The 20,546-nt window shown below is 39.1% G+C and carries 20 protein-coding genes; 11 read left to right on the top strand and 9 right to left on the bottom strand.

All coding sequences use genetic code 11. The annotated features are described in order from the left end of the window. Nucleotides 1-65: 65 nt before the first annotated feature. The 5 genes from cgtA (at nucleotide 66) to CXF76_RS11340 (ending at nucleotide 4,083) form a co-directional block, all read left to right on the top strand. Nucleotides 66-1,223 carry an Obg family GTPase CgtA gene (gene cgtA, locus CXF76_RS11360; RefSeq protein ID WP_007586086.1) on the top strand — a complete coding sequence of 386 codons (1,158 nt, stop codon included), beginning with the start codon at nucleotides 66-68 and terminating at the stop codon, nucleotides 1,221-1,223. Nucleotides 1,224-1,296: 73 nt separating this feature from the next. Then, nucleotides 1,297-1,788 carry a type 3 dihydrofolate reductase gene (folA, locus tag CXF76_RS11355; protein WP_024590638.1) on the top strand — a complete coding sequence of 164 codons (492 nt, stop codon included), beginning with the start codon at nucleotides 1,297-1,299 and terminating at the stop codon, nucleotides 1,786-1,788. Between the two features lie 78 nt (nucleotides 1,789-1,866). Next, entirely contained in the window at nucleotides 1,867-2,244 is a 378-nt protein-coding gene (locus tag CXF76_RS11350; RefSeq protein ID WP_007586082.1) for a DUF3718 domain-containing protein, read from the top strand. A 292-nt stretch (nucleotides 2,245-2,536) separates the two neighbouring features. After that, a complete protein-coding gene (gene galU, locus CXF76_RS11345; protein WP_024590639.1) occupies nucleotides 2,537-3,421 on the top strand; it encodes a UTP--glucose-1-phosphate uridylyltransferase GalU in 885 nt (294 codons plus the stop codon). 188 nt (nucleotides 3,422-3,609) lie between these two features. Beyond that, on the top strand, nucleotides 3,610-4,083 hold the full coding sequence (locus tag CXF76_RS11340; protein WP_007586078.1) for a peroxiredoxin: 474 nt from the start codon (nucleotides 3,610-3,612) through the stop codon (nucleotides 4,081-4,083). Between the two features lie 104 nt (nucleotides 4,084-4,187). On the opposite strand, the gene CXF76_RS11335 is transcribed toward CXF76_RS11340, so the two are convergent. Then, nucleotides 4,188-6,314: a S8 family peptidase gene (locus CXF76_RS11335; protein ID WP_024590640.1), complete on the bottom strand. Its 2,127-nt coding sequence runs from the start codon at nucleotides 6,312-6,314 to the stop codon at nucleotides 4,188-4,190. 328 nt (nucleotides 6,315-6,642) lie between these two features. Between CXF76_RS11335 and CXF76_RS11330 the strand changes: the two genes are divergently transcribed. Beyond that, nucleotides 6,643-7,827, top strand: a complete 1,185-nt coding sequence (locus CXF76_RS11330; protein ID WP_024590641.1) for an NAD(P)/FAD-dependent oxidoreductase — start codon at nucleotides 6,643-6,645, stop codon at nucleotides 7,825-7,827. A 2-nt stretch (nucleotides 7,828-7,829) separates the two neighbouring features. Here the strand turns inward: CXF76_RS11330 and CXF76_RS11325 are convergent, their stop codons facing one another. The 4 genes from CXF76_RS11325 to coaBC form a co-directional block, all read right to left on the bottom strand. Continuing rightward, nucleotides 7,830-8,933, bottom strand: a complete 1,104-nt coding sequence (locus CXF76_RS11325) for a GGDEF domain-containing protein (RefSeq protein WP_101163696.1) — start codon at nucleotides 8,931-8,933, stop codon at nucleotides 7,830-7,832. Between the two features lie 251 nt (nucleotides 8,934-9,184). Further along, nucleotides 9,185-11,953, bottom strand: a complete 2,769-nt coding sequence (locus tag CXF76_RS11320) for a S9 family peptidase (RefSeq protein ID WP_101163695.1) — start codon at nucleotides 11,951-11,953, stop codon at nucleotides 9,185-9,187. Between the two features lie 140 nt (nucleotides 11,954-12,093). Then, nucleotides 12,094-12,681 carry a nucleoid occlusion factor SlmA gene (slmA, locus tag CXF76_RS11315; RefSeq protein ID WP_004335558.1) on the bottom strand — a complete coding sequence of 196 codons (588 nt, stop codon included), beginning with the start codon at nucleotides 12,679-12,681 and terminating at the stop codon, nucleotides 12,094-12,096. A gap of 111 nt (nucleotides 12,682-12,792) precedes the next feature. Continuing rightward, nucleotides 12,793-13,986, bottom strand: a complete 1,194-nt coding sequence (gene coaBC / locus CXF76_RS11310) for a bifunctional phosphopantothenoylcysteine decarboxylase/phosphopantothenate--cysteine ligase CoaBC (protein WP_007581934.1) — start codon at nucleotides 13,984-13,986, stop codon at nucleotides 12,793-12,795. 144 nt (nucleotides 13,987-14,130) lie between these two features. Here coaBC and radC point away from each other — a divergent pair, with 144 nt between their 5' ends. The 3 genes from radC (at nucleotide 14,131) to rpmG (ending at nucleotide 15,483) form a co-directional block, all read left to right on the top strand. Next, on the top strand, nucleotides 14,131-14,805 hold the full coding sequence (radC, locus tag CXF76_RS11305; protein ID WP_007581936.1) for a RadC family protein: 675 nt from the start codon (nucleotides 14,131-14,133) through the stop codon (nucleotides 14,803-14,805). 274 nt (nucleotides 14,806-15,079) lie between these two features. Continuing rightward, nucleotides 15,080-15,316, top strand: a complete 237-nt coding sequence (gene rpmB / locus CXF76_RS11300; RefSeq protein ID WP_004335549.1) for a 50S ribosomal protein L28 — start codon at nucleotides 15,080-15,082, stop codon at nucleotides 15,314-15,316. An 11-nt stretch (nucleotides 15,317-15,327) separates the two neighbouring features. After that, nucleotides 15,328-15,483, top strand: coding sequence for a 50S ribosomal protein L33 (rpmG, locus tag CXF76_RS11295; RefSeq protein WP_004335545.1), 156 nt, complete (start codon nucleotides 15,328-15,330; stop codon nucleotides 15,481-15,483). Between the two features lie 137 nt (nucleotides 15,484-15,620). Here the strand turns inward: rpmG and CXF76_RS11290 are convergent, their stop codons facing one another. Next, entirely contained in the window at nucleotides 15,621-16,547 is a 927-nt protein-coding gene (locus CXF76_RS11290) for a manganese-dependent inorganic pyrophosphatase (protein ID WP_007581938.1), read from the bottom strand. Nucleotides 16,548-16,665: 118 nt separating this feature from the next. On the opposite strand from CXF76_RS11290, the gene CXF76_RS11285 reads away from it, so the two are divergent. Beyond that, entirely contained in the window at nucleotides 16,666-17,181 is a 516-nt protein-coding gene (locus CXF76_RS11285; protein ID WP_101163694.1) for a hypothetical protein, read from the top strand. Further along, a complete protein-coding gene (mutM, locus tag CXF76_RS11280; protein WP_007581941.1) occupies nucleotides 17,181-17,990 on the top strand; it encodes a bifunctional DNA-formamidopyrimidine glycosylase/DNA-(apurinic or apyrimidinic site) lyase in 810 nt (269 codons plus the stop codon). The genes CXF76_RS11285 and mutM overlap by 1 nt, the downstream gene beginning before the upstream one ends. Nucleotides 17,991-18,067: 77 nt before the next feature. On the opposite strand, the gene CXF76_RS11275 is transcribed toward mutM, so the two are convergent. From CXF76_RS11275 to CXF76_RS11265, 3 genes are read right to left on the bottom strand one after another with little or no spacing between them, the layout of a single operon-like run. Further along, nucleotides 18,068-18,568: a DUF3299 domain-containing protein gene (locus CXF76_RS11275; RefSeq protein WP_101163693.1), complete on the bottom strand. Its 501-nt coding sequence runs from the start codon at nucleotides 18,566-18,568 to the stop codon at nucleotides 18,068-18,070. A gap of 14 nt (nucleotides 18,569-18,582) precedes the next feature. Continuing rightward, on the bottom strand, nucleotides 18,583-19,848 hold the full coding sequence (locus CXF76_RS11270; RefSeq protein WP_101163692.1) for an ABC transporter permease: 1,266 nt from the start codon (nucleotides 19,846-19,848) through the stop codon (nucleotides 18,583-18,585). After that, nucleotides 19,845-20,543 carry an ABC transporter ATP-binding protein gene (locus CXF76_RS11265; protein WP_101163691.1) on the bottom strand — a complete coding sequence of 233 codons (699 nt, stop codon included), beginning with the start codon at nucleotides 20,541-20,543 and terminating at the stop codon, nucleotides 19,845-19,847. Before CXF76_RS11265 ends, CXF76_RS11270 begins: the two co-directional genes overlap by 4 nt. Between the last annotated feature and the right edge of the window lie 3 nt (nucleotides 20,544-20,546).

Genomic DNA, 20,546 nt, shown 5'->3' with positions numbered 1-20,546 from the left:
GCATTTGTGTTGGCTTGGGTATATAATAGAGTTATTAAACAAGCCAATCCCTAAAGTGAGTAATCATGAAGTTTGTAGATGAAGTAGAAATTCGCGCAGAAGCTGGAGACGGTGGCAGCGGCATCGTGTCTTTCCGTCGTGAAAAATATGTTCCAGATGGTGGACCAGACGGCGGTGACGGTGGAGACGGTGGTAGTGTTTATCTACAAGCTGATGAAAACTTAAATACCCTAATTGATTATCAGTTTGAGCGCTTTCATAGAGCTGAACGTGGTACTAACGGTCGTAGCCGTAACTGTACAGGCCGAAAAGCCGATGACTTATTTGTTATGGTGCCTGTAGGCACGCGCATCATGGATGTTGATACCCAAGAGGGACTTGGCGACTTAACTCAAGATGGTCAACGAATTTTGGTTGCAAAAGGTGGTTTCCACGGCTTGGGGAATGCACGTTTTAAATCAAGTACTAACCGAGCACCTCGTCAAAAAACATTGGGCACACCCGGTGAAGTACGTAACTTAAAGTTAGAGTTACTATTATTAGCTGATGTAGGCTTACTAGGATTACCAAATGCAGGTAAATCTACGTTTATCCGCAGTGTATCTGCAGCAAGACCAAAAGTAGCTGATTACCCATTCACGACGCTTATTCCTAATTTAGGTGTGGTACGTCCTGAAGCAAATAAATCATTTGTTATAGCCGATATTCCGGGTCTAATTGAAGGTGCATCTGATGGTGCAGGCCTAGGTATTCGCTTCTTGAAGCATTTAGAGCGTTGTCGTGTGTTATTGCACATTATTGATGTAATGCCGGTAGATGGTTCAAACCCTGTTGATAATGCATTCTCGATTATTAACGAGCTACACCAATACAGTCCTAAATTAGCTGAAAAACCACGCTGGTTAGTGTTTAATAAAATAGATTTATTACCAGAAGATGAAGCAAAAGCGCTATGCGAAGCGATTGCAGAAGAGCTGGGCGAAACTGAAAATATTTATCACATTTCAGCAATTAATAAACTTAATACTCAACCTTTAATCCACAACATAATGACACTACTTGATAGCATGCCTAAAGAGAAGTTTGTACAAGTTGAAGATGAAGAAGTTGAATTCAAGTGGGATACCTATCATGAAAAAGCCACTAAAGGTAAAGGCAATGATGATGATTGGGACGACTGGGATGAAGATGATTACGACGTAGAAGTTGTCTACGAGCGTTAATTAAATAGAATTTATTAAAAAGGAGCTTATGCTCCTTTTTCTTTGTTTAAGAATAAAGTACTAGGTGTTTATTATGATAATTTCAATGATTGCAGCAATGGCAAATAACCGTGTAATTGGCCTAGATAATAAAATGCCATGGCATTTACCTGCGGATCTTCAGCATTTTAAAAAAATAACTACGGGTAAACCTGTGATCATGGGTCGTAAAACTTTTGAGTCAATAGGCCGTCCTTTACCTGGGCGTCGTAATATTATTATTACTCGAAACAGCGAATATACTGCACAGGGTATTGAAGTGGTAACCACACCAGAGGCCGCACTAGAACTGGTTTGTGCTGTTGAAGAAGTAATGATTATTGGTGGCGGTAATATTTATGAGCAATTTTTACCAAAAGCAGAACGCTTGTATTTAACCTTTATTGATTTAGATATTAAAGGCGATACACAGTTTCCTGATTACAATAAAGTTGCTAATTGGGACGTGAAAGAAGAGCAAGAAAACCTCCCTGATGAAAAAAACAAATCTAGTTATAAATTCGTAACTTTGTATAAAGAACATTAACATTATTGCGTAATTTTTGATAGATTGATATAATATTTGATAGTCTATATAAGAACAAAGTATTATAAAGGGTTTGTCATGTTTAAATTACCAAAGCTAGTTGCACTTACTGCTGTTGTCGCTGTAAGTTCTTTTTCGTATACAGCACCTGCAAATGCTGAAGATCAATTAGCAGTATCTATTTGTGAATATATTGCGGCAGACGATAAAAACCGATTACGCAGCAAGCTTAAAAGCTCTCGTGTAAAAATTCGTAATATTTATGATGCAGTACAATGTAATGGTAATAACTTATTACGCCATGCTGTTGCTAGTAATGCAGTGGATACTGGTGAGTATATAGTTAAAAACTTATCAAAAAGTGCTCTAACAGATGGTGCTGATATTGCTTGGGCTGAAGGCAACTTTGCTAGCTCACCACTTATTGCAGTGATTAAAGATCGCGCTGGTCTTTAATTATAAAAAGGTTTTATAACTCTACCTTCAGTAAGGTATTGTTAAATATTGATTAGTCTGAAGTTGTTATTAATAACAACTTCAGACTTTTTTATTTAGCTAATGTAATCTCACCCCCAACAAAATCATTAATAAGTTCACTATTTACCTATCTATTTTATATTCCCAAAGTGTAGAGTCTTCACTTTAAAAGCAGCTTCAAATTTACTTCTTCAAAAGAGGTAACTTTATTCAGCTGGTATCTATTTTATATCTGCTAGTTTATTTACAAACTTAATCACTAAGGATAGATATGAAAGCTGTAATTCCAGTAGCAGGCTTAGGGACGAGAATGCTCCCTATGACAAAAGCTATTCCAAAAGAAATGCTCCCTATAGTTGATAAACCTCTAATTCAATATATTGTCAGCGAATGTGTATCTGCCGGTATTAAAGATATTGTATTAGTTACACACAGCTCTAAAAATGCAATCGAAAACCATTTTGATACAAGTTACGAGCTAGAAGCTACTCTTGAAAAACGTGTTAAACGTGCTTTATTAGATGAGATTCGCTCTATTTGTCCGCCTGATGTCACCATTATGAGTGTACGCCAAGGTGAAGCTAAAGGGCTAGGGCATGCTATTTTGTGTGCTAAGCCAATAGTTGGTGACGATAACTTTGTAGTGCTCCTGCCAGATGTGATACTTGATGCTTATACTGCCGATCAAGAAACTGAAAACTTAGCGGCCATGATTAAACGCTTTAAAGAAACTCAAGCAAGCCAAATAATGCTTGAGCCAGTAGCTAAAGAAGACGTTAGTAAATATGGTATTGCTGATATAAACGGTGTTGAGTTAATGCCAGGTAAAAGTGCTGCAATTAAAGCTATGGTTGAAAAACCTGATGCAGATTTAGCACCTTCAAATCTTGCTGTTGTAGGGCGATATGTACTGAGTAAGAATATTTGGCCTCTACTCGCAAAAACGTCTGTAGGCGCTGGCGGTGAAATACAACTTACAGATTCTATTGACGCATTAATGGCACAAGAAACCGTTGAAGCATTTCATATGAGTGGTCGCTCTCACGATTGTGGAGATAAGTTAGGCTACTTAAAAGCAATTGTTGAGTACAGTATACGAGATGAAAAGCTAGGTAATGATTTTTCAAGTTTTATAAATGATTTGAATTTACCTTAGCTACAGAGCAATAAATTTTATGAAAACTATAGAAGCTAAAATAGTTTTCATAAAATGTAGTAAACTCGGTCTATAAACCTTTGCTAGACTACTCTGGGTTACTAAGTTAGTTACACTTTACCTACACTGTAATAGTTTACGTAGTATGATTGTTACTTATTCTGTATTGATCTTTTAAAGGAACCACCATGATTGAGCAAGGCCAAGAATTACCATCGGTTACGTTAACGCAATTAACTGACGACGGTATGCAATCTCTTACAAATAAAGAGTTGTTTGAAGGTAAAAAAGTCGTGTTATTTGCAGTGCCAGGTGCATTTACACCAACGTGTTCAAATGCACATTTACCTGAATTTATTACTCTTGCTGATAAAATTAAAGCAAAAGGTGTGGATGCTATTTACTGTGTATCTGTTAATGACGCATTTGTTATGAAAGCATGGGGCGACTCGCAAAACGCGCAAGAAATTACAATGCTTGCTGATGGCGATGGAAGTTTCACTAAATCGTTAGGGCTTGATAAAGATACCGCTAGTTTTGGTGGTTTACGTTCAACGCGTTACGCTATGATTGTTGAAAATGCAGTAGTAACTGGTTTATTTGTAGAGCAAGACAAAGAGTTTGTTGTAAGCCGCGCAGAATCAGTACTAGAGAAGCTATAACAGTAATAAAGTGTAGGTTTTAGCTTTAATTAATCAGCTACTTACTATTTAAAAACCGATGTTGGAAACAACATCGGTTTTTTATTTACGGCTCAAATTTTAAATTACGGTTGGTATTGTCCGCTAAGTGTTAAACCAGAGAAAGTGCTATAGGCGTTAACACTTAAGTGCCAAGTACCTGCTTGTGGATTGGTAAATGTACATGTTTCTGCGTTGCCATTTTTATAAGGGCGACAATCGTACGTAGTGGTTGTTGGTTGGCTGCCATATTTTACAAATAAGTCTGCATCGCCACTTCCACCCGACGTTGTTACTGTAAACGTACTCATTCCTGCAGGTACATCTAACGTGTAATGTTTCCACTGACCAGTATTGGCTGTCACATCGCTTATAGTGCCTCCGCCAGCTTGTGGAGTGCCTGTACCGCCACCAGACGATGAACCACCAGTAATATTACCTACCAAGCTCACAGCTGAATACGCAGAGTAGCCGTTAAGCATTACGTGGTAAGTTCCCGCAGTAGGGTTATCAATAGAACACTCTTCGCTATTACCGCCTTTATAAGGGCGACAGTCATAGGTAGTAGTTGTAGGTTTACTGCCCGCACGTACGTATAAATCAGCATCACCAGTACCACCACTCATAGTGAATGTTACGTTAGTTGCACCGCTTGGTACGGTCATAGTGTAAAACGCTTGTGCATTTGCAGCCCCACTTAAACCTGTTTTAGCTTCACCATTAATAAGCTCGCTATCACCGCCTGTAGGTGGAGTAGTGCCGCCACTTGCTGCTGCAACAGCTGCGGCTGCATCAACAATACCCGTACCACAGCTAGTACATGTAGCAGGGAACGAACGGGTTGTTGATTTTAAAATACTTTCTATTTCGTCAGGCGTTGCATCTGGTTTTGCTTGCTTAATAAGTGCCGCAACACCTGCTACGTGAGGCGCAGCCATTGATGTACCTTGCGAATAACCGTAGCTGTCGCTTGAAGGTGTAGACGAACCTGAATTGTAAGTTGATAGAACACCTTCAGAGTCGTTTGCAAAACTTTGCGCGCCACCCGGTGCTGCAACATCAATATTGCTACCGTAGTTTGAGTAATAAGCTCGACCGCCATTACGACCTACTGATGCTACGTTTACTACACCATTACAGTTACCTGGGTTGTAGTTTGCCGAGTTATCGTTATCGTTACCTGCAGCAATAACTACCACAGTGCCGTTACTGCGTGCTGTGTTAATTGCATTTTGAGTTGTAGAGCTACATGAACCGCTGCCGCCTAAACTCATGTTTATTACATCTGCAGGGTTTGAGTTGGCAGGAATGCCTGAAACACTTCCACCAGATGCCCAAATAATACCATCTGCAATATCTGAGGTTAAACCACCACATTTACCAAGTACACGAACAGGCACTACTTTTGCGTTATAAGCTACGCCTGCAACGCCTTCGCCGTTATTGGTTACCGCAGCAACTGTGCCGGCTACGTGCGTGCCGTGCCAGCTAGAGTTTTGTGCACCGTTAGTACCACATTCATTCGCAGCAACTGCATCACCAGGATCACGTGCATCGCTATCGCGACCACCGCCATCGTTAGCTACCGATAGGTTAGAGATCATATCGTAACCCGGTAAAATGTTAGCATTTAAATCGGCATGTGGGCGGTAACCTGTATCTAGTACGGCTACAACTACACCGCTACCCGTTGCGGTATCCCATGCCGTCGGTAAGTTTAAACCACCGGCTTGCTCGTAGTAATGCCATTGGTCATCAAAGCGAGGGTCGTTAGGAGTTGAAAACGGCTTTAACATTTGATCCACTTCAATGTATTCCACATTGCCTGAATCAACCATTTCTTGCATAAATTCTTGCGCTTCTGCTGTACTTAATTTTTTATCAGCACGCATTACGTGATGGTTATTAAGTGCCATTGCACGAATGTATTTTGCTTTTACTTTGCCTTTTTTAGAAGCGAAGTTTTTAACAAAGCTTTGTGCGCGCTTTTTCATGCTAGACGGGCTTGCGTCTGCAGTTGAGAGGCTCGCCATTTCGTTATTATTTTTATATTTAATAATGAACTGAGTTTCGAAACTGCCTTGGCTTTGTAGTTTAGCAGATGTTTCAGCCATTGAACTTGAAACTGATTGAGCCATGCCAGATGTTGCTGCAAAAAGCGTACTAACTGTAATTGCAATTGCGCATCTTTTAAAAGTTTTACTAGTTGTCATAATTATCCCTAGATTTTTATTTATTATTTCGTGATATAAGATCACGATGCGGGAACAAAAGTAAACGATCTGTTAATTAGGTTAAAATATCAATTTATTATGTACCTCTTTCATTTAGTTATAACCCAGGTTTTTAGCGGTTTACTCGTTGTTTAGTATTTGTCATATAAATTAAAAATAAGCATAAAGGGTTGTTTTATTGTGCGAGTAATTATTCCCCACTTATTACTGATGTGTTTTTGTTGTGTTATTACTAATAATTCAAATGCTGCGTTGTTAGCTATTAAACTTTGCTATAATCGAGCAAATTTTTTAATGAGATAAATAAATGACCCAAGTAGATGTAATTGTAATAGGTGCGGGAGCTGCAGGATTAATGTGTGCAGCGCAAGCTGGATACCGTGGCCGAAGCGTTACAGTACTTGATATGGGAAAAAAACCAGGTCGTAAAATTTTAATAAGTGGTGGTGGGCGTTGCAATTTTACAAATGAAAATGCAACCCCGGATAACTACTTATGCACAAACTCTCATTTTGTTAAATCATGCTTAAGTCGTTATACACAGCATGACTTTATTGAGCTGGTGGACAGACATGGCTTGGCGTATCACCATAAAACACTAGGCCAGCTTTTTTGCGATAACAATGCACAAGACATTGTTGATATTTTACTAACCGAATGTGAGTGGGCCGGAGTAAATATAAAGCTACGCAGTGAAGTGATCAGCGTATCAAAAACCGAAACCGGCTATAGCGTTACCACAGAGCAAGAAACCTTAAGCTGTGAGTCGTTAGTTATTGCATCGGGTGGCTTAACCATGCCAAAACTAGGGGCTACACCAATAGGTTATAAAATTGCAGGGCAGTTTGGCTTAAGCGTGTTACCAACTATGGCTGCACTTGTGCCGTTTACTTTGCATCAGCATGATAAAGAGCGTTTTGAAGGGCTTTCGGGAATTAGTATTCCATGTGAAGTTTCAAGCGAAGACGGCACCGTATTTAAAGAAAATATCCTCTTTACTCACCGAGGGTTATCGGGCCCTGCAATATTGCAAATAAGCTCATTTTGGCGAGCAGGGCAGGCTGTAACTATAAACCTATTACCTGAAATTGATTTAAGGCAGCAACTTGCTGATTGGCGTGAAACACAAGCCCAAAAGTCGTTAAAAAACAGCCTTTCGACTATTTTACCTAAACGCTTTATAGAAATACTGCACGAAAGCAAAGCGATACCAGATTGTAATATTAATCAGCTTACACATGCCCAAATAGATGAGCTGGTAAATTATATTCATGCTTGGCAAATTAAACCCAATGGCACAGAAGGTTATAGAACAGCAGAAGTAACATTGGGCGGTGTAGATACCGACGAGTTGAGCTCAAAAACCTTTGAAGCTAAAAAAGCTAAAGGCCTATACTTTATAGGCGAAGTAACTGACGTAACGGGTTGGTTAGGGGGCTACAATTTCCAGTATGCTTGGAGCTGTGGATTTGCTTGTGGGCAGTACGCTTAAGTTTAGGCTATAAACCCATTTAAGTAGGTTGATTGAGCGATAACGGTTGAATCGTTATCGCTAACACATATTTTATTGCGTCCATTATTTTTAGCCTTATATAGCGCAGTATCAGCCCGTTCCAATAGTTTTAGCACTGTATCGTCTTTTTGTATCGTTGCTAACCCAATACTTATAGTAAATGCTACATTTGTAATTGTGTTTTCGGCAATATACTTTCTCAGGTCATCGGCTTTTTTAGCGCTATCATTTAAAGAGGTGTTGGATAAAATAATAGTGAATTCTTCTCCACCCCATCGCGCAATAAGTGCATCATTTCCCATACGCATTTTTAATATTTTAGAAAATTCAGTGAGTACGTTATCGCCAACTAAATGCCCGTAGGTATCATTTATATTTTTGAAGTGGTCTATATCGCAAATAAGTAAGCAATGCGGGGTTTTAAAAACGTCATTTTTAGCAATTAACTGTGATAATTCAAAATCAAATTTTTGCCTGTTATAAAGCCCCGTTAACTTATCGGTTTCTGCTAAGTGTTGAATTTCTAAGTTACGGATAGATAATCGAGTGTATGCCGAAAACCGTGTTTTTTCGTAAAATCTAAAAATTAAAATATGAGCAAGACTTACCTCTATGAGATTAAATAAAGAGCCTAAGCCAATTGTTACAGTTTGCTGTTGTTGTAAATACACAAGATACGCACAAATAGTAAAGGCGACTGCACTAAATAGGCTTCCCCAGTTTCTTCCAACTAAAAAAAAGCTAAAAGGCGGGATTAACGTCGCCCAAAATAAAGAATGCGCATGCCCACCTACAGAAACCACAAACATCATTATTAAGCTAACGACCATAAGGGTGACAGCCCACGCTGCTGCATTTACATTGGCTGTTTTATTAAACCAAGTATAAATACCTAACGATATCGTAAGTCCTAAGGCATCAATTAAAGCAATGTCATAGCTTTCAAAATAAAAAAGATTGAGGAGTGTTAAAGCTAAAAAGTAACATGTAGTTATTAGTAAAGAGTGAGCTATTAAGCGAGTACGCCAAAAATCCTTATGGTCTTTTGGGTATTGTGGAAACTCTTTGTACCAAAAACCTAGCATAATGAACGACTCTTTAACCTCTGAATTTAGTGATTATTACTTATATTAGGCTTTTATTATAGTTTTTTACTTTGATTAAAACGCTTATATACGGTGGTGTTTATAAAAGTTTAAAGATCATTACAGCATTTTTCAAAGGTATGAAGGACTAGGTAGTGACTGATTACTTAAATGTAATATGCCTCGCCTTGATTTAATTGACGCAGAGCTCAACGTTATCGCTTACGTAGAGCTCTGAATAAATGTTATATCTATTCCTCTATAAATGCCTCGCCTTTTGTCATCCACTTTTCAGCTGGTTTGCCTTTTAAGTAATGATCAAAGTACTGCATCATACGTACTGAAAAATCGACCTGATTAGGAAACTTTTTCAAGTGGTGTGGTTCACCTTCGTATTGTAAAAATGTAGCATCTCTTCCTGCACGGCGTAGCGCTAAGTAATACTGCACACTTTCATGCCAAGGCACTGCATCGTCTTTGTCGCCAGACATTATTAAGATAGGTGTATTAACTTTGTCTGCAAAAAACACCGGTGAGTTTTCTATATAAAGCTCTGGTGCTTCAAATAAGTTTTTGCCAATACGGCTTTGCCCTGTTTCGTATTGAAATTGACGCGCAAGGCCCGATTTTAAACGTATGCCACTGTAAGCACTGGTCATGTTTGATACTGGCGCACCCGATACAACCGCTTTAAACATATCTGTTTGGGTTATCATAAACGCACTTTGATAGCCCGCCCAAGAGTGACCTTGTAAGCCTATTTTATCTGGGTCGGCTATGCCTAAATCTATTAATTTTTGGGTAGCGTTTATCATGGTTTGCGTTGACGATTTACCCGGGTGACCTATTTCAAAACGAATATCAGGTAAAAATACTGCATAACCGTTTGAGGTAAACATAGGGAAGTTAGGGCGATGGTTTAATTCCATTTTTGGAAAATCAAACATGCGTTGACTCATGTAACGGTAAAAATACACAACCACAGGTACTTTATCGCCTTTTTTATATCCCGCTGGTTTTATTAGGACGCCTTGTAAATCTTCGCCGTCAAAGCCTTTATAGCTTATTAGTTCTGGCTTTTCGCCCCAGGCAAAATTACTAATTTGTGGGTTTAGCGTGGTTACTTGTTTTGGTGCGCTAAAGCTAAAATTAGTTTGGTAGTAATCAGGAAATTGGCTATAAGTTTGCGAGGTGAATAAATACTTGTCAGCCTTTTTGGCTTTTTTAACCATATCAAAGCGTTTATTACCGCTAAGCACGTTAGTTATTGTGTTAGTGGTTAAGTCGAGCTTTGCCACTTCGCTTTGTTTAGTTTGTAGATTAATAGCAGAGACAAGTAATGTATCGTCTTTTTTAAAGCCTACTTGGGTTTTATCAAGTTTAATAACACGGTACTGCGTATTACTTTGTTTGCCATTAGTTAAGCGTTTAGCTTGCTGCGTTTTTACATCAAACGCCCAAATATCGTATTTACTATAAGCAAGTACTTGGCTGCTATCGGTCATCCAACCAGCAAAACCATAACCAGGTTGAGTAGAAGGGTAGTCGTGCTTGTCATCAGCAAAGGTTGCCAGCATCGCTTTTGTAAGCGGTGTTATTTTATTATTTTTTAAATCTTTTAGCTGTATTTGGCTGTCGTTAAAATAAGCTGCAAACTCACCATTAGGTGCAAGGCTTGGTCTAAACGGGTAGTTGCTAATAATGGGAGTTTGTTTACCGGTGTTTATATTTACTGCAAAGTAATCAGCAAAAAAACCGCCGTACATTATTTTTTCTAAGTAGGGGATGTTAGATGAGCCAAGTAAAGAGGCATCTCGCTCAGGGTTTAGTGCAACCTCAGGCATGTTTGGTGTACTTAGCTGTACCACTTTTTGCGAGTTAACGTGATATACCGCGCTGTAATGGCGGTTTTTATTAACTTCGTTCCATTGTTGTTCTTCACGCGGTTTTATTTGCGCATCGTTGTTGTGCCATACATCTAAACCTTTATGTTCACGTATGGTGTCAAAGTCGTATAGTGAAGCTTCGTCGGTATATTCTTTGGCTTTTACTTTAGCGGCAAGCTTTGGATGGTTTTCAAAATATAAGCGCTCGCCATTTTCTGACCATTTAAGGGATGCTGTTTTACCTAGGGTCCATGTTTTATCAGGTGAGGCTATTGTTGAAAGTTTATCGTTTTTATATAGCTGTAAACTGTAGCTTCGACGGCGCGTGTCATCATTTACATAGTTACCTAATGTAAACACTGCAATATTGTCAGTTGGGTGCCATGCTATTTTATTTGCGATTGCGCCCGGTTCATCAATTAATACGCTGCTATTAAAGTCACTTAGCTCAATTAACGCTATTTGGTTGTTATTACCATCGCTGTAACTTTGACTCACTAATAGCTGGCTGTTGGCTGAGTTAATCGCGTAGCTAAATACGTTTTCTATTGTATGGGTGCGTTTATCAGATAAATTTACGATAACAAGCGCATAGCTCTTATCTTTTTTATCGGGCGTGATAGCGTTGTCTTCTTCGTTTTTAGTGCTATCGGTTTTATCTTCTACTTTTGCGTCATCGTCTTTTTTATTTAAACGATAAGCAAGCCACATACCGTCATCAGATAACGTGTAATCTTTTACATCAGCAAAGCTTTGTTGAGCACCTGATTGTGTGTTTACGAGTACCAGATTGTTTTTAAGTGTGTCTTTTTTTTTGGTTATTTCTTTTTCAAGTAAGGTAGGCACTTGTGTAAAAGCGACCCAGTTAGCGGCTTTATTAATATGAGGTTTAGTGCCGCGTTCTACTTCTGCGATGAGAGTATTGCTTTGTAGTGAGTAAACTTGGCCAGTTGCATTTCCACGATACGGCGTTGCACTAAAAGTGAGTACTTGACCATTGTCAGATAGTTGCGTGCTTTTAGCTGATTTAAAACTAAAAACGTCTTTAAATTGTAGCGATTCTTTGGCGTGTATGCCGGTGCTAGTTAAGCTGGCAACGAGTGCCGTGCTTAATAAGGTGAGTTTTGTTTTCATTATTGATTCTCGTATTATGACATTGTTTCATTGTAACGAGTTTGGCTCACAATTCGAGCGGATCAGATAAATGGCAGCTACATACGACAAAACGACCCGTAGGTCGTTTTTTGGTATTTAATTTATTAATTTAGGAAACATTACAGCCAAATTTTTTGTAGCTCAAGCCATTGTTTTTCAAATTGAACACTTGGCTTTGCTTTAAAGTCGCTACGTACAAACTGGTTCATTTTGCCTTCAACGTAGGCAAGTAAAAAGTTTGCAAGTGTAAGCTCATCACTTTGAAAGTTTTTACCTTCACGTAATTTACGCTCACGAAGTACTTGTTTAAACTGAGTTTCTAGTTTTTCAAACAAGGTTTGTACACGTTCGCGTAAACGTTCCTGCTCACCTTGTAATGCGTCGCCAGTTAAAATACGCGTAATACCTGGGTTTTTTTCAGCAAAGGTTAGAAGTAATAATAGAATGTTATAAATGCGCGTTTGGCTTTCTTTTTCGTTTTCAATAATAATATTTATACGAGATAAAAGGGTATCTTCAATAAACTCAATTAAGCCCTCAAACATACGCGCTTTGCTCGGGAAATGACGGTATAGCGCGGCTTCAGACACACCCACCTCAGCAGCTAGTTTTGCTGTGGTGATACGTTGTCCTAAATTAGTTTCTAACATTTGTGCGAGTGCTTGCAGTATTTGCTCTTTGCGATTACTTCTTTTTGTCGCAGGCATGAACATTCCTTTTTATTAGTTATTCTTAGTGGCGCAGTTAAGAACCCTAGTCATTTTTTGTTCAAATGATTGGCGTATGTTAATGTTTTATTCAGTTTGTTTCCAGCCTTTTTATAGATGTTTAGCCAGCTGTTCGATCACCTTGCGAGCTATTTCTATTTTACTTGTAGTTGGTAATTCTAGTTGTTCGTTATGCCAGTACAGTGTTAAAGCATTATGATCGGAATTAAACCCTAAGCCACTTTTTGATACGTCATTAGCGCAAATCATATCTAGATTTTTATTTTGTAGTTTACCTTTAGCATAGCTTTCTACATTTTGAGTTTCGGCGGCAAACCCCACAGTATAAGGACGGTTTTGTTTAAGGTTGGCAATAGCTGCAATTACGTCAGGGTTTTTAGTTAAAGTAAGAGTGAGTTCGTCGCCTTGCTTTTTCATTTTTTGAGTCGCAATGTTTGCAGCTCGATAATCCGCAACAGCAGCGCAACCTATAAAAGCATCTGATTGTGGTGCATAGGTAAGTGACTCAGTTAATAGCTCCTCAGCGCTTTCTATATTGATAAGGTTTACGCCAGTAGGGGCTTTTATAGTGACCGGACCCGAAATTAAATTAACCTTAGCACCGAGTTGCAAAGCGGCTTCTGCCAGTGCATAACCCATTTTTCCTGAACTGTGATTTGATATAAAACGTACTGGGTCGAGAGGCTCACGCGTTGGGCCTGCTGTTATTGTAATTGTTTTTCCTGCAAGTAATTGCGGTTGCTCTTTTGCTATACATAGCGCAACTAGCTCATGAGGCTCTAACATGCGTCCAGCGCCTATATCACCACACGCTTGCTCACCTTTACCTGGGCCCCAAATAAGTACGTTACGTGCTTTTAATGTGGCTAAATTAGCTTGTGTTGCTGCGTGTGCATACATTTGCTGGTTCATAGCTGGTGCAACTGCGACTTTTGCAGGCGTTGCTAGCAGTAACGTCGTTAGTAGGTCGTCAGCAATGCCGGCTGCCATTTTAGCAATAATATTACAGGTAGCAGGAGCAACTAAAATTAAGTCAGCCCATTTTGCAAATTCAATATGGCCCATTGAAGCTTCAGCAGAAGGGTCTAGTAATGAGTCAGAGACTGTTTCTCCACTAACGGCTTGCATGGTCAGTGGTGTAATAAAGTGTTTAGCTGATTCAGTCATAACTACTTTTACTTCACAACCAGAGTCTTTTAATCGCCTAACGAGTTCTGCACATTTATAAGCTGCAATACCGCCGGTAATACCTAGTACAATTTTTTTGTTTGTTAAGTTAGTCATGGATGTTCATCAGTTTTTATTAAATATTGGGCTTAAAATAACAAATCTTTACTCATACAGCGAAGTTTTTTAATTCGAAATAACAGGCTAAATTTCAAATTTGCATTACATTTATAAGACACTTTCGCCTCTCAAGGATGAATAATGCAACTTACTTCACTACCAAACTCACTTCGACCTCGTGAAAAGCTCATAGCAAAGGGGGCTAAGGCGCTGACTGACGCAGAGCTTCTTGCCATATTTTTACGAACAGGGTTACCGGGAATGAATGTAATTGAGTTGGCTCAGCATTTATTAAACGAAAATAAAACACTTCATAATTTGTTTAATGCCAGCATTGAGGAGTTTTGCTCTCAAAAGGGGTTAGGGACCGCTAAGTATGTTCAGCTACAAGCTGTGTTAGAGCTAAGCCAACGTTATATGCAGGAGCGTTGCCAACGAGACGCCGTGTTTAATTCGCCAAACTCAGTTTACGATTACCTAACAATTCAAATGCGAGGCTTGCAACAAGAAGTATTTATGGTGTTATACCTAGATAGCCAAAATAGATTAGTAAAAGATGAAATACTTTTTTATGGCACAATTAATTCTGCCAGTGTTTATCCGCGTGAAGTGGTAAAGGCTGCGCTTAAAAATAATGCAGCCGCTGTTATTTTTGCGCATAATCATCCAAGTGGTATTGCAGAACCGAGCCAAGCAGACAAACTTATTACTAATAAATTGCAGCAAGCACTGCAATTGGTCGACATAAGTGTGCTCGATCACATCATTGTTGGTGGAGAAACGTGTGTTTCGTTTGCCGAGCGAGGCCTGATTTAGCTTTGTTAGATACAGAAGTGTGTTAAAAATGAGCTGTTTAACGTGTTTTGGCAAATTAGTTTAATTTAAATGCAGTTTTTACTTTCCCTAAGGGCATTCGATCTTTATAATTAGCCGCTATCAAATTTACATATATGAGCTGATTGGATAGATCAGTGTTTGATCTTTGCCTGTAAAAGCTGTATAAAGAGCGCCCTTCGATTTATCTCTAGGGCGGAAATACACGGCCTTAGATTAAATTAAGCTCGAGCGAAGTTATTGGAGATATATAGACATGTCTAAAGTATGTCAAGTTACAGGTAAGCGTCCTGCGGTTGGTAATCACCGTTCACACGCGAGAAACGCGACTAGACGTCGTTTCCTACCTAACCTACAAACACACCGTTTTTGGGTTGAAAGTGAAAAACGTTTTGTAACATTACGCACTACTACTAAAGGTATGCGTATTATCGATAAAAAAGGCATCGACACGGTTCTTACAGAAATCCGTGCTCGCGGCGTTAAAGTTTAAGGATCTGAATCATGCGCGATAAAATCCGTTTAGTTTCAACTGCCGGTACTGGTTTTTTCTACACTACTGACAAAAACAAACGTAACATGCCTGAGAAGATGGAAATCAAAAAGTTTGATCCAAAGATTCGTAAACATGTTCTTTTTAAAGAAGCTAAAATTAAGTAATTTTAGTTCTTCTTTTAGAATTTAAAAACCCAGCTTAGGCTGGGTTTTTTGTTTTTAAACTATGATTAGCGAATTGACATAAAAAAACCTCGTTGGCATAACCAACAAGGCTTTTAAATCAATAAATGAAAACACAATTAGATTTTTGTGAATGCATCTTGTAGTGGTGGTACTACTTGCTTTTTACGGCTCAGTACACCATCTAACCATACTTTATCATTCTCTGGTTTTACACCGTAAGCCTGCTCAACTAAGTTTGCATCGTCAGATACAATTAGCATTTCTGAGCCTTCTTTCATTATATCGGTAAGCAGTAAAAATACAGAGTGGCGATTACCCTCAACTTTTAGCTTAGCAATATCGGCTGCAAGGTCTGCTTTAATATCGTCAAAAACAGCAAGGTCGATTACTTCTAGTTGGCCAATGCCTACTAGGTTACCGTTCATGTTGAAATCTTTAAAGTCACGCATTACTAAATCACGTGCTGGTGTGTCTTCTACCGCAGATTTAACGCGGAACATATCCATACCCAATTCTTTAAAGTCTTCTACGCCTGCAATTTCAGCTAGCGCTTCAACACATTTAATATCGGCAGTGGTACATGTTGGTGATTTAAATATGACAGTGTCGCTTAAAATTGCACACATCATAATACCCGCGATGTCTTTAGGGATTTCTACGCTGTAGAAGTCGTACATCATTTTAATAATGGTGTTTGAACAACCAACAGGACGAATCCAACATTCAAGCGGAGTAGATGATGTTAAGTCACCTAATTTGTGGTGATCTACCACGCCAACAACGCGAGCTTGGTCGATATCATCGGGTGCTTGTGTTTTTTCTGTGTGATCTACAATATACACATCTTCACCCGCGTAGCTTAATTTAAGCTCTGGTGCTTCGAAGCCAAATTTATCAAGGATAAATTGAGTTTCAGGTGAAATTTCACCAAGACGAGTTGGAATTGCAGGCTCATCGATTTGGTTTTTTAAATAAGCCAGTGCAATTGCACCACAAATAGAATCTGAATCTGGGATTTTATGGCCCACTACATACATAGACATTGACGGAACTCCTTTAAATTTGCCGATATTCTAACAAAGTCTGGGGCCTTTAACATATAGACAGCGCAATTAAGTTTTAGTTACACTTTAAAATCTTGAATTTACTAGGTGTATTAATATGCGACTGGGCCGTAAAGGTTGGAACAACGTTATAATATTTTCGATGTTGATTATGATCTTCTTCTTAAATGGCTGGCATAAGCAACTTTTGGGAGGGGAGGATAAACCAACATTACAAGCCGTACTCCCTCAGCAAAGTTTTGTACTGACACTGCAATTTGTTGATCAAAAAATTGAGCGAATAGGAACAAGCTGGCGTACAACCCCACTACAAAAAGACATACCGCTTGTGTGGCAAGCATCTGAGCAGCAACTTAGTGATTTAATTAACCAATGGCAAAGCGCGCGGTTAATGGGTGTTAACGAATCTGTTGTTTTTAATCCTAATGCACCTTTATATGTTGCTACATTTGAGTTGGCTGGCGAGAGTTTACCTTGGGTTTATTTGCTTTATAAAGGCGATGGGCAATATTACTTACTCGAAAAGAGTAGCCAACGAATACTCGCACTCGATTTAAAAACTGCACAGCAGTTATTTCCTAGTTTTGATTTTTCACAAAGTGAGTCTAATTAATGCCTGAATTACCAGAGGTAGAAGTGAGCCGAATGGGCATCACTCCCCACGTACAAAACCAAGTTGTTACAAAGGTAAATATTTACAATGCCAGTATGCGCTGGCCAGTGCCTGATGACGTGTATCAACTTGAAGGGCTAATTGTTACTAGTATTGAACGACGAGCTAAATACTTACTTTTGCACTGTGAGCTTGGGAGCACTATTTTACATTTGGGTATGTCAGGTAATTTACGTGTTGTAGATAAAAGTGAGCCGCTTAAAAAGCATGACCACGTAGAGTTTATTTTTGGCAACGGTAAAGCACTGCGCTTAAACGATCCTCGTCGCTTTGGTTGCTGCTTATGGCAAGAGCCAGGTGAAGTGCATAAGCTACTCTCTAAGCTAGGCCCTGAGCCGCTTACCGATGATTTTTTTGCTAAACGCGTGTACGAACAGTCGCGCAATAAAAAAGTACCCGTAAAGCAATTTATTATGGATAACGCAGTGGTGGTTGGTGTTGGTAATATTTACGCGAATGAATCGTTATTTAAAGCGGGTATACATCCAAAGCGAGAAGCGGGAAAAGTATCGCTCAAACGTTATCAAGCACTTATCCCTATTATAAAAGACACGCTTGCTGCGGCCATTATGCAAGGTGGTACAACGCTTAAAGACTTTGCACAAAGTGATGGTAAGCCTGGGTATTTTGCTCAAGAGTTATTAGTATATGGGCGCAAAGGCAAGCCATGTATGACGTGTGAAAACGAATTGGAAGAAATTAGATTGGGGCAGCGCAGTACTATTTTTTGCTCAAATTGCCAAAAGTAGTTATCTAGTTATTTAAATTTTATCGATTCTAAATTTAATGATATTTAAGGGCCAGCTTTAAAAACGGGCCCTTTATTTTAAAGCTCGAACGGTGCTACACCGACCGCTTTCATTTTATATCCTACCTGCGCTATTTCGCCCGACCATGTTTCAGTACTTATTATTCCAGTTACAACAATTGCGTCGTATAGGCTATCTATTGGTACTCCACCTTTAATTGTTACATGGACTATTTGATTTGGCGGTGGCGGTGGTACGTGTATACAGGCGCCAAAATAAGGAACGAGTAAAAACTCGGTAATTACTTCGCTATCGCCCTCAAGTGGCACAACAAAACCAGGCAAACTCACCGATTGGCCATCAAGTGCCTTTACCACTGGAGCATCTAAATCGGGTTGCACCCAGTTTTGATCACTACCTTCGTGATTAGCTTGTGCTTGAGTGTCTATTTGCACGTGGTTTTTAGGGATTAAGTCTTCCCAAAAAGTTTCTTTTGGTGGGTTGGCACTGCTTATAAAGCTTATAAATAATAAGCTAATACACAAGCTGTAATTAACTGCTGTTTTAAAAAATGTCATAAAATACCTAAAAATTATGTTTTTATACTCATGCCGTCGCTGAGTGAATAAAAATAAGCGCGAGTAGCGGGTATTAAACCAATAATAAAACCAGCAGCCATAATAACGCCGATTAAGCCCAGTTCATAGTAAGAGAGCGTTGTAATATTTACGCTTATACCGGCATGGCTTTGTAAGTAACCGCTGGCTGAAAAAATCATTAAGTAATAAAGCGCACTACCTACTAGGCAACCAAGTAAAGTGGTAAGTAGTGACTCAATACTTATAAGTGTAAATAAATGCCAAGGGCGAGCGCCCACCGAACGTAATATAGCAAGTTCGCGGCGACGCTGACTTAAATTTGCAAGCAATGTCGTTAACATGCCAAGTAGGCTTACTAACACGACAACAGCTGAGAATAGCAAAAGTATTTTTTCTACTATGGCGAGCATTTCCCATAACTCTTTAAGTGTTACGGTTGGCATAATCCCAAGCAAGGCTTCTGGCTTATATTGATTTATATTGCGTCTAATTTGTAGTGTGTATAAAGGCGATTTGAATCCCATTAAAAAAGCTGTGATTTGTTTTGGGTGCCCAACTAGGTTGTTATGTTCGCCATGCTCATGCTCATGCTCATGCTCATGCTCATGCTCAAGGCTAGCTTTACCGCCGTGAATTAAATCGATTGCAGCCAAAGGAATATGCAGCGTTTTATCAACAGGCGTGCCTGTAGGGTTTAAAATACCAACGACTTTAAATGGGTTATCGTCATGATGATGAAAACTGGTGTTCCCCATACCGTGCGATATAACAATAGAGTCGTTAAGTTTATAACCTAATTTATTTGCAACTTCACTACCTAGCACCACTTCGTTAATTGCAGCAAAAGGGTGGCCTTTGTTAAAGGTTAAATTTTGTTTTTTTGCAAAGCGATAATGGCTAAAGTAATCAAGTGTTGTGCCTAGTACCGCTTGGCCTTTATGGCTGTCGCCTAGGCTTATAGGTATGCTCCATTTTACGCCTCGCTGACTTGTTATGTATTCATAACTTTTCCAGCTTACGCCGTTATTAGTATGGCCAATTCTAAATACTGACGAAAGCAATAACTGTATGTCGCCGGTACGCGCACCAACAATTAAATCAGTGCCCGAAATAGTATTACTAAAACTACTTTTAGCATCAATTCGTACACGCTCAATACTTAAAAGTAACATTACACTAATTGCGATAGTAAATAATGTAAGCAGTACACTTGCGCGGCGGTTTAATAAGCTTTTGTAAGCAAGTTTAGCGATGATCATACTTGTTCCTGCAAGCTTATAAGGTCAATGGAGCGGTCAAATAAAGGCTTTAGTGTTTCATCGTGGCTCACAAATACCAATGTACTATTAGATAACTTTGCTTGTTCAAACAGTAGCTTTATAAAGCTCTCACGGTTATTTGTATCGAGTGCAGATGTGGGCTCATCAGCAATTATTAATTCAGGGCTGCCTATAAATGCGCGAGCTGCAGCAACGCGCTGTTGCTGTCCAATACTCAATGTCGCTACATCTTTATGGTGATACTGCGCAGTAAGGCCTAAAGCATTTAATAACCGCATCGCTTCTTTTTGTAAGGCAGAGTTTTTATTTGATGATTGCTTTAATATTTTTTGTTTTCGGCTTTTTGAAAACTCACACCCAAGCGTTATATTTTCAATAGGAGTTAAATAAGGAAGCAGGTTAAAGTTTTGAAAAATATAGCCAATGTGATCCGCTCTAAAAACATCACGGGTAGTATTGCTTAATGTAGTTAGGTTTTGGTTTAAAATTGATACCTCACCGCTAGTGGCTGTATTAATGCCAGCAAGAATCGCTAATAATGTCGATTTACCTGAGCCACTAGGACCGTGTAAAAAAATATGCTCACCTTTTTCGATAACTAACTCTTTTATGTTGAGCGTGGGTGAGCTATCGCTTTTATGCCACTTAAAAGTTACATTTTTTAGGTTGATCATTAT

The sequence above is a fragment of the Pseudoalteromonas sp. 78C3 genome, from assembly GCF_002836695.1.
In the GTDB taxonomy this organism is placed as follows: domain Bacteria; phylum Pseudomonadota; class Gammaproteobacteria; order Enterobacterales; family Alteromonadaceae; genus Pseudoalteromonas; species Pseudoalteromonas arctica.
Note: the sequence above shows the minus strand (reverse complement) of the source record. Positions and strands in the feature narration are given on the sequence as shown.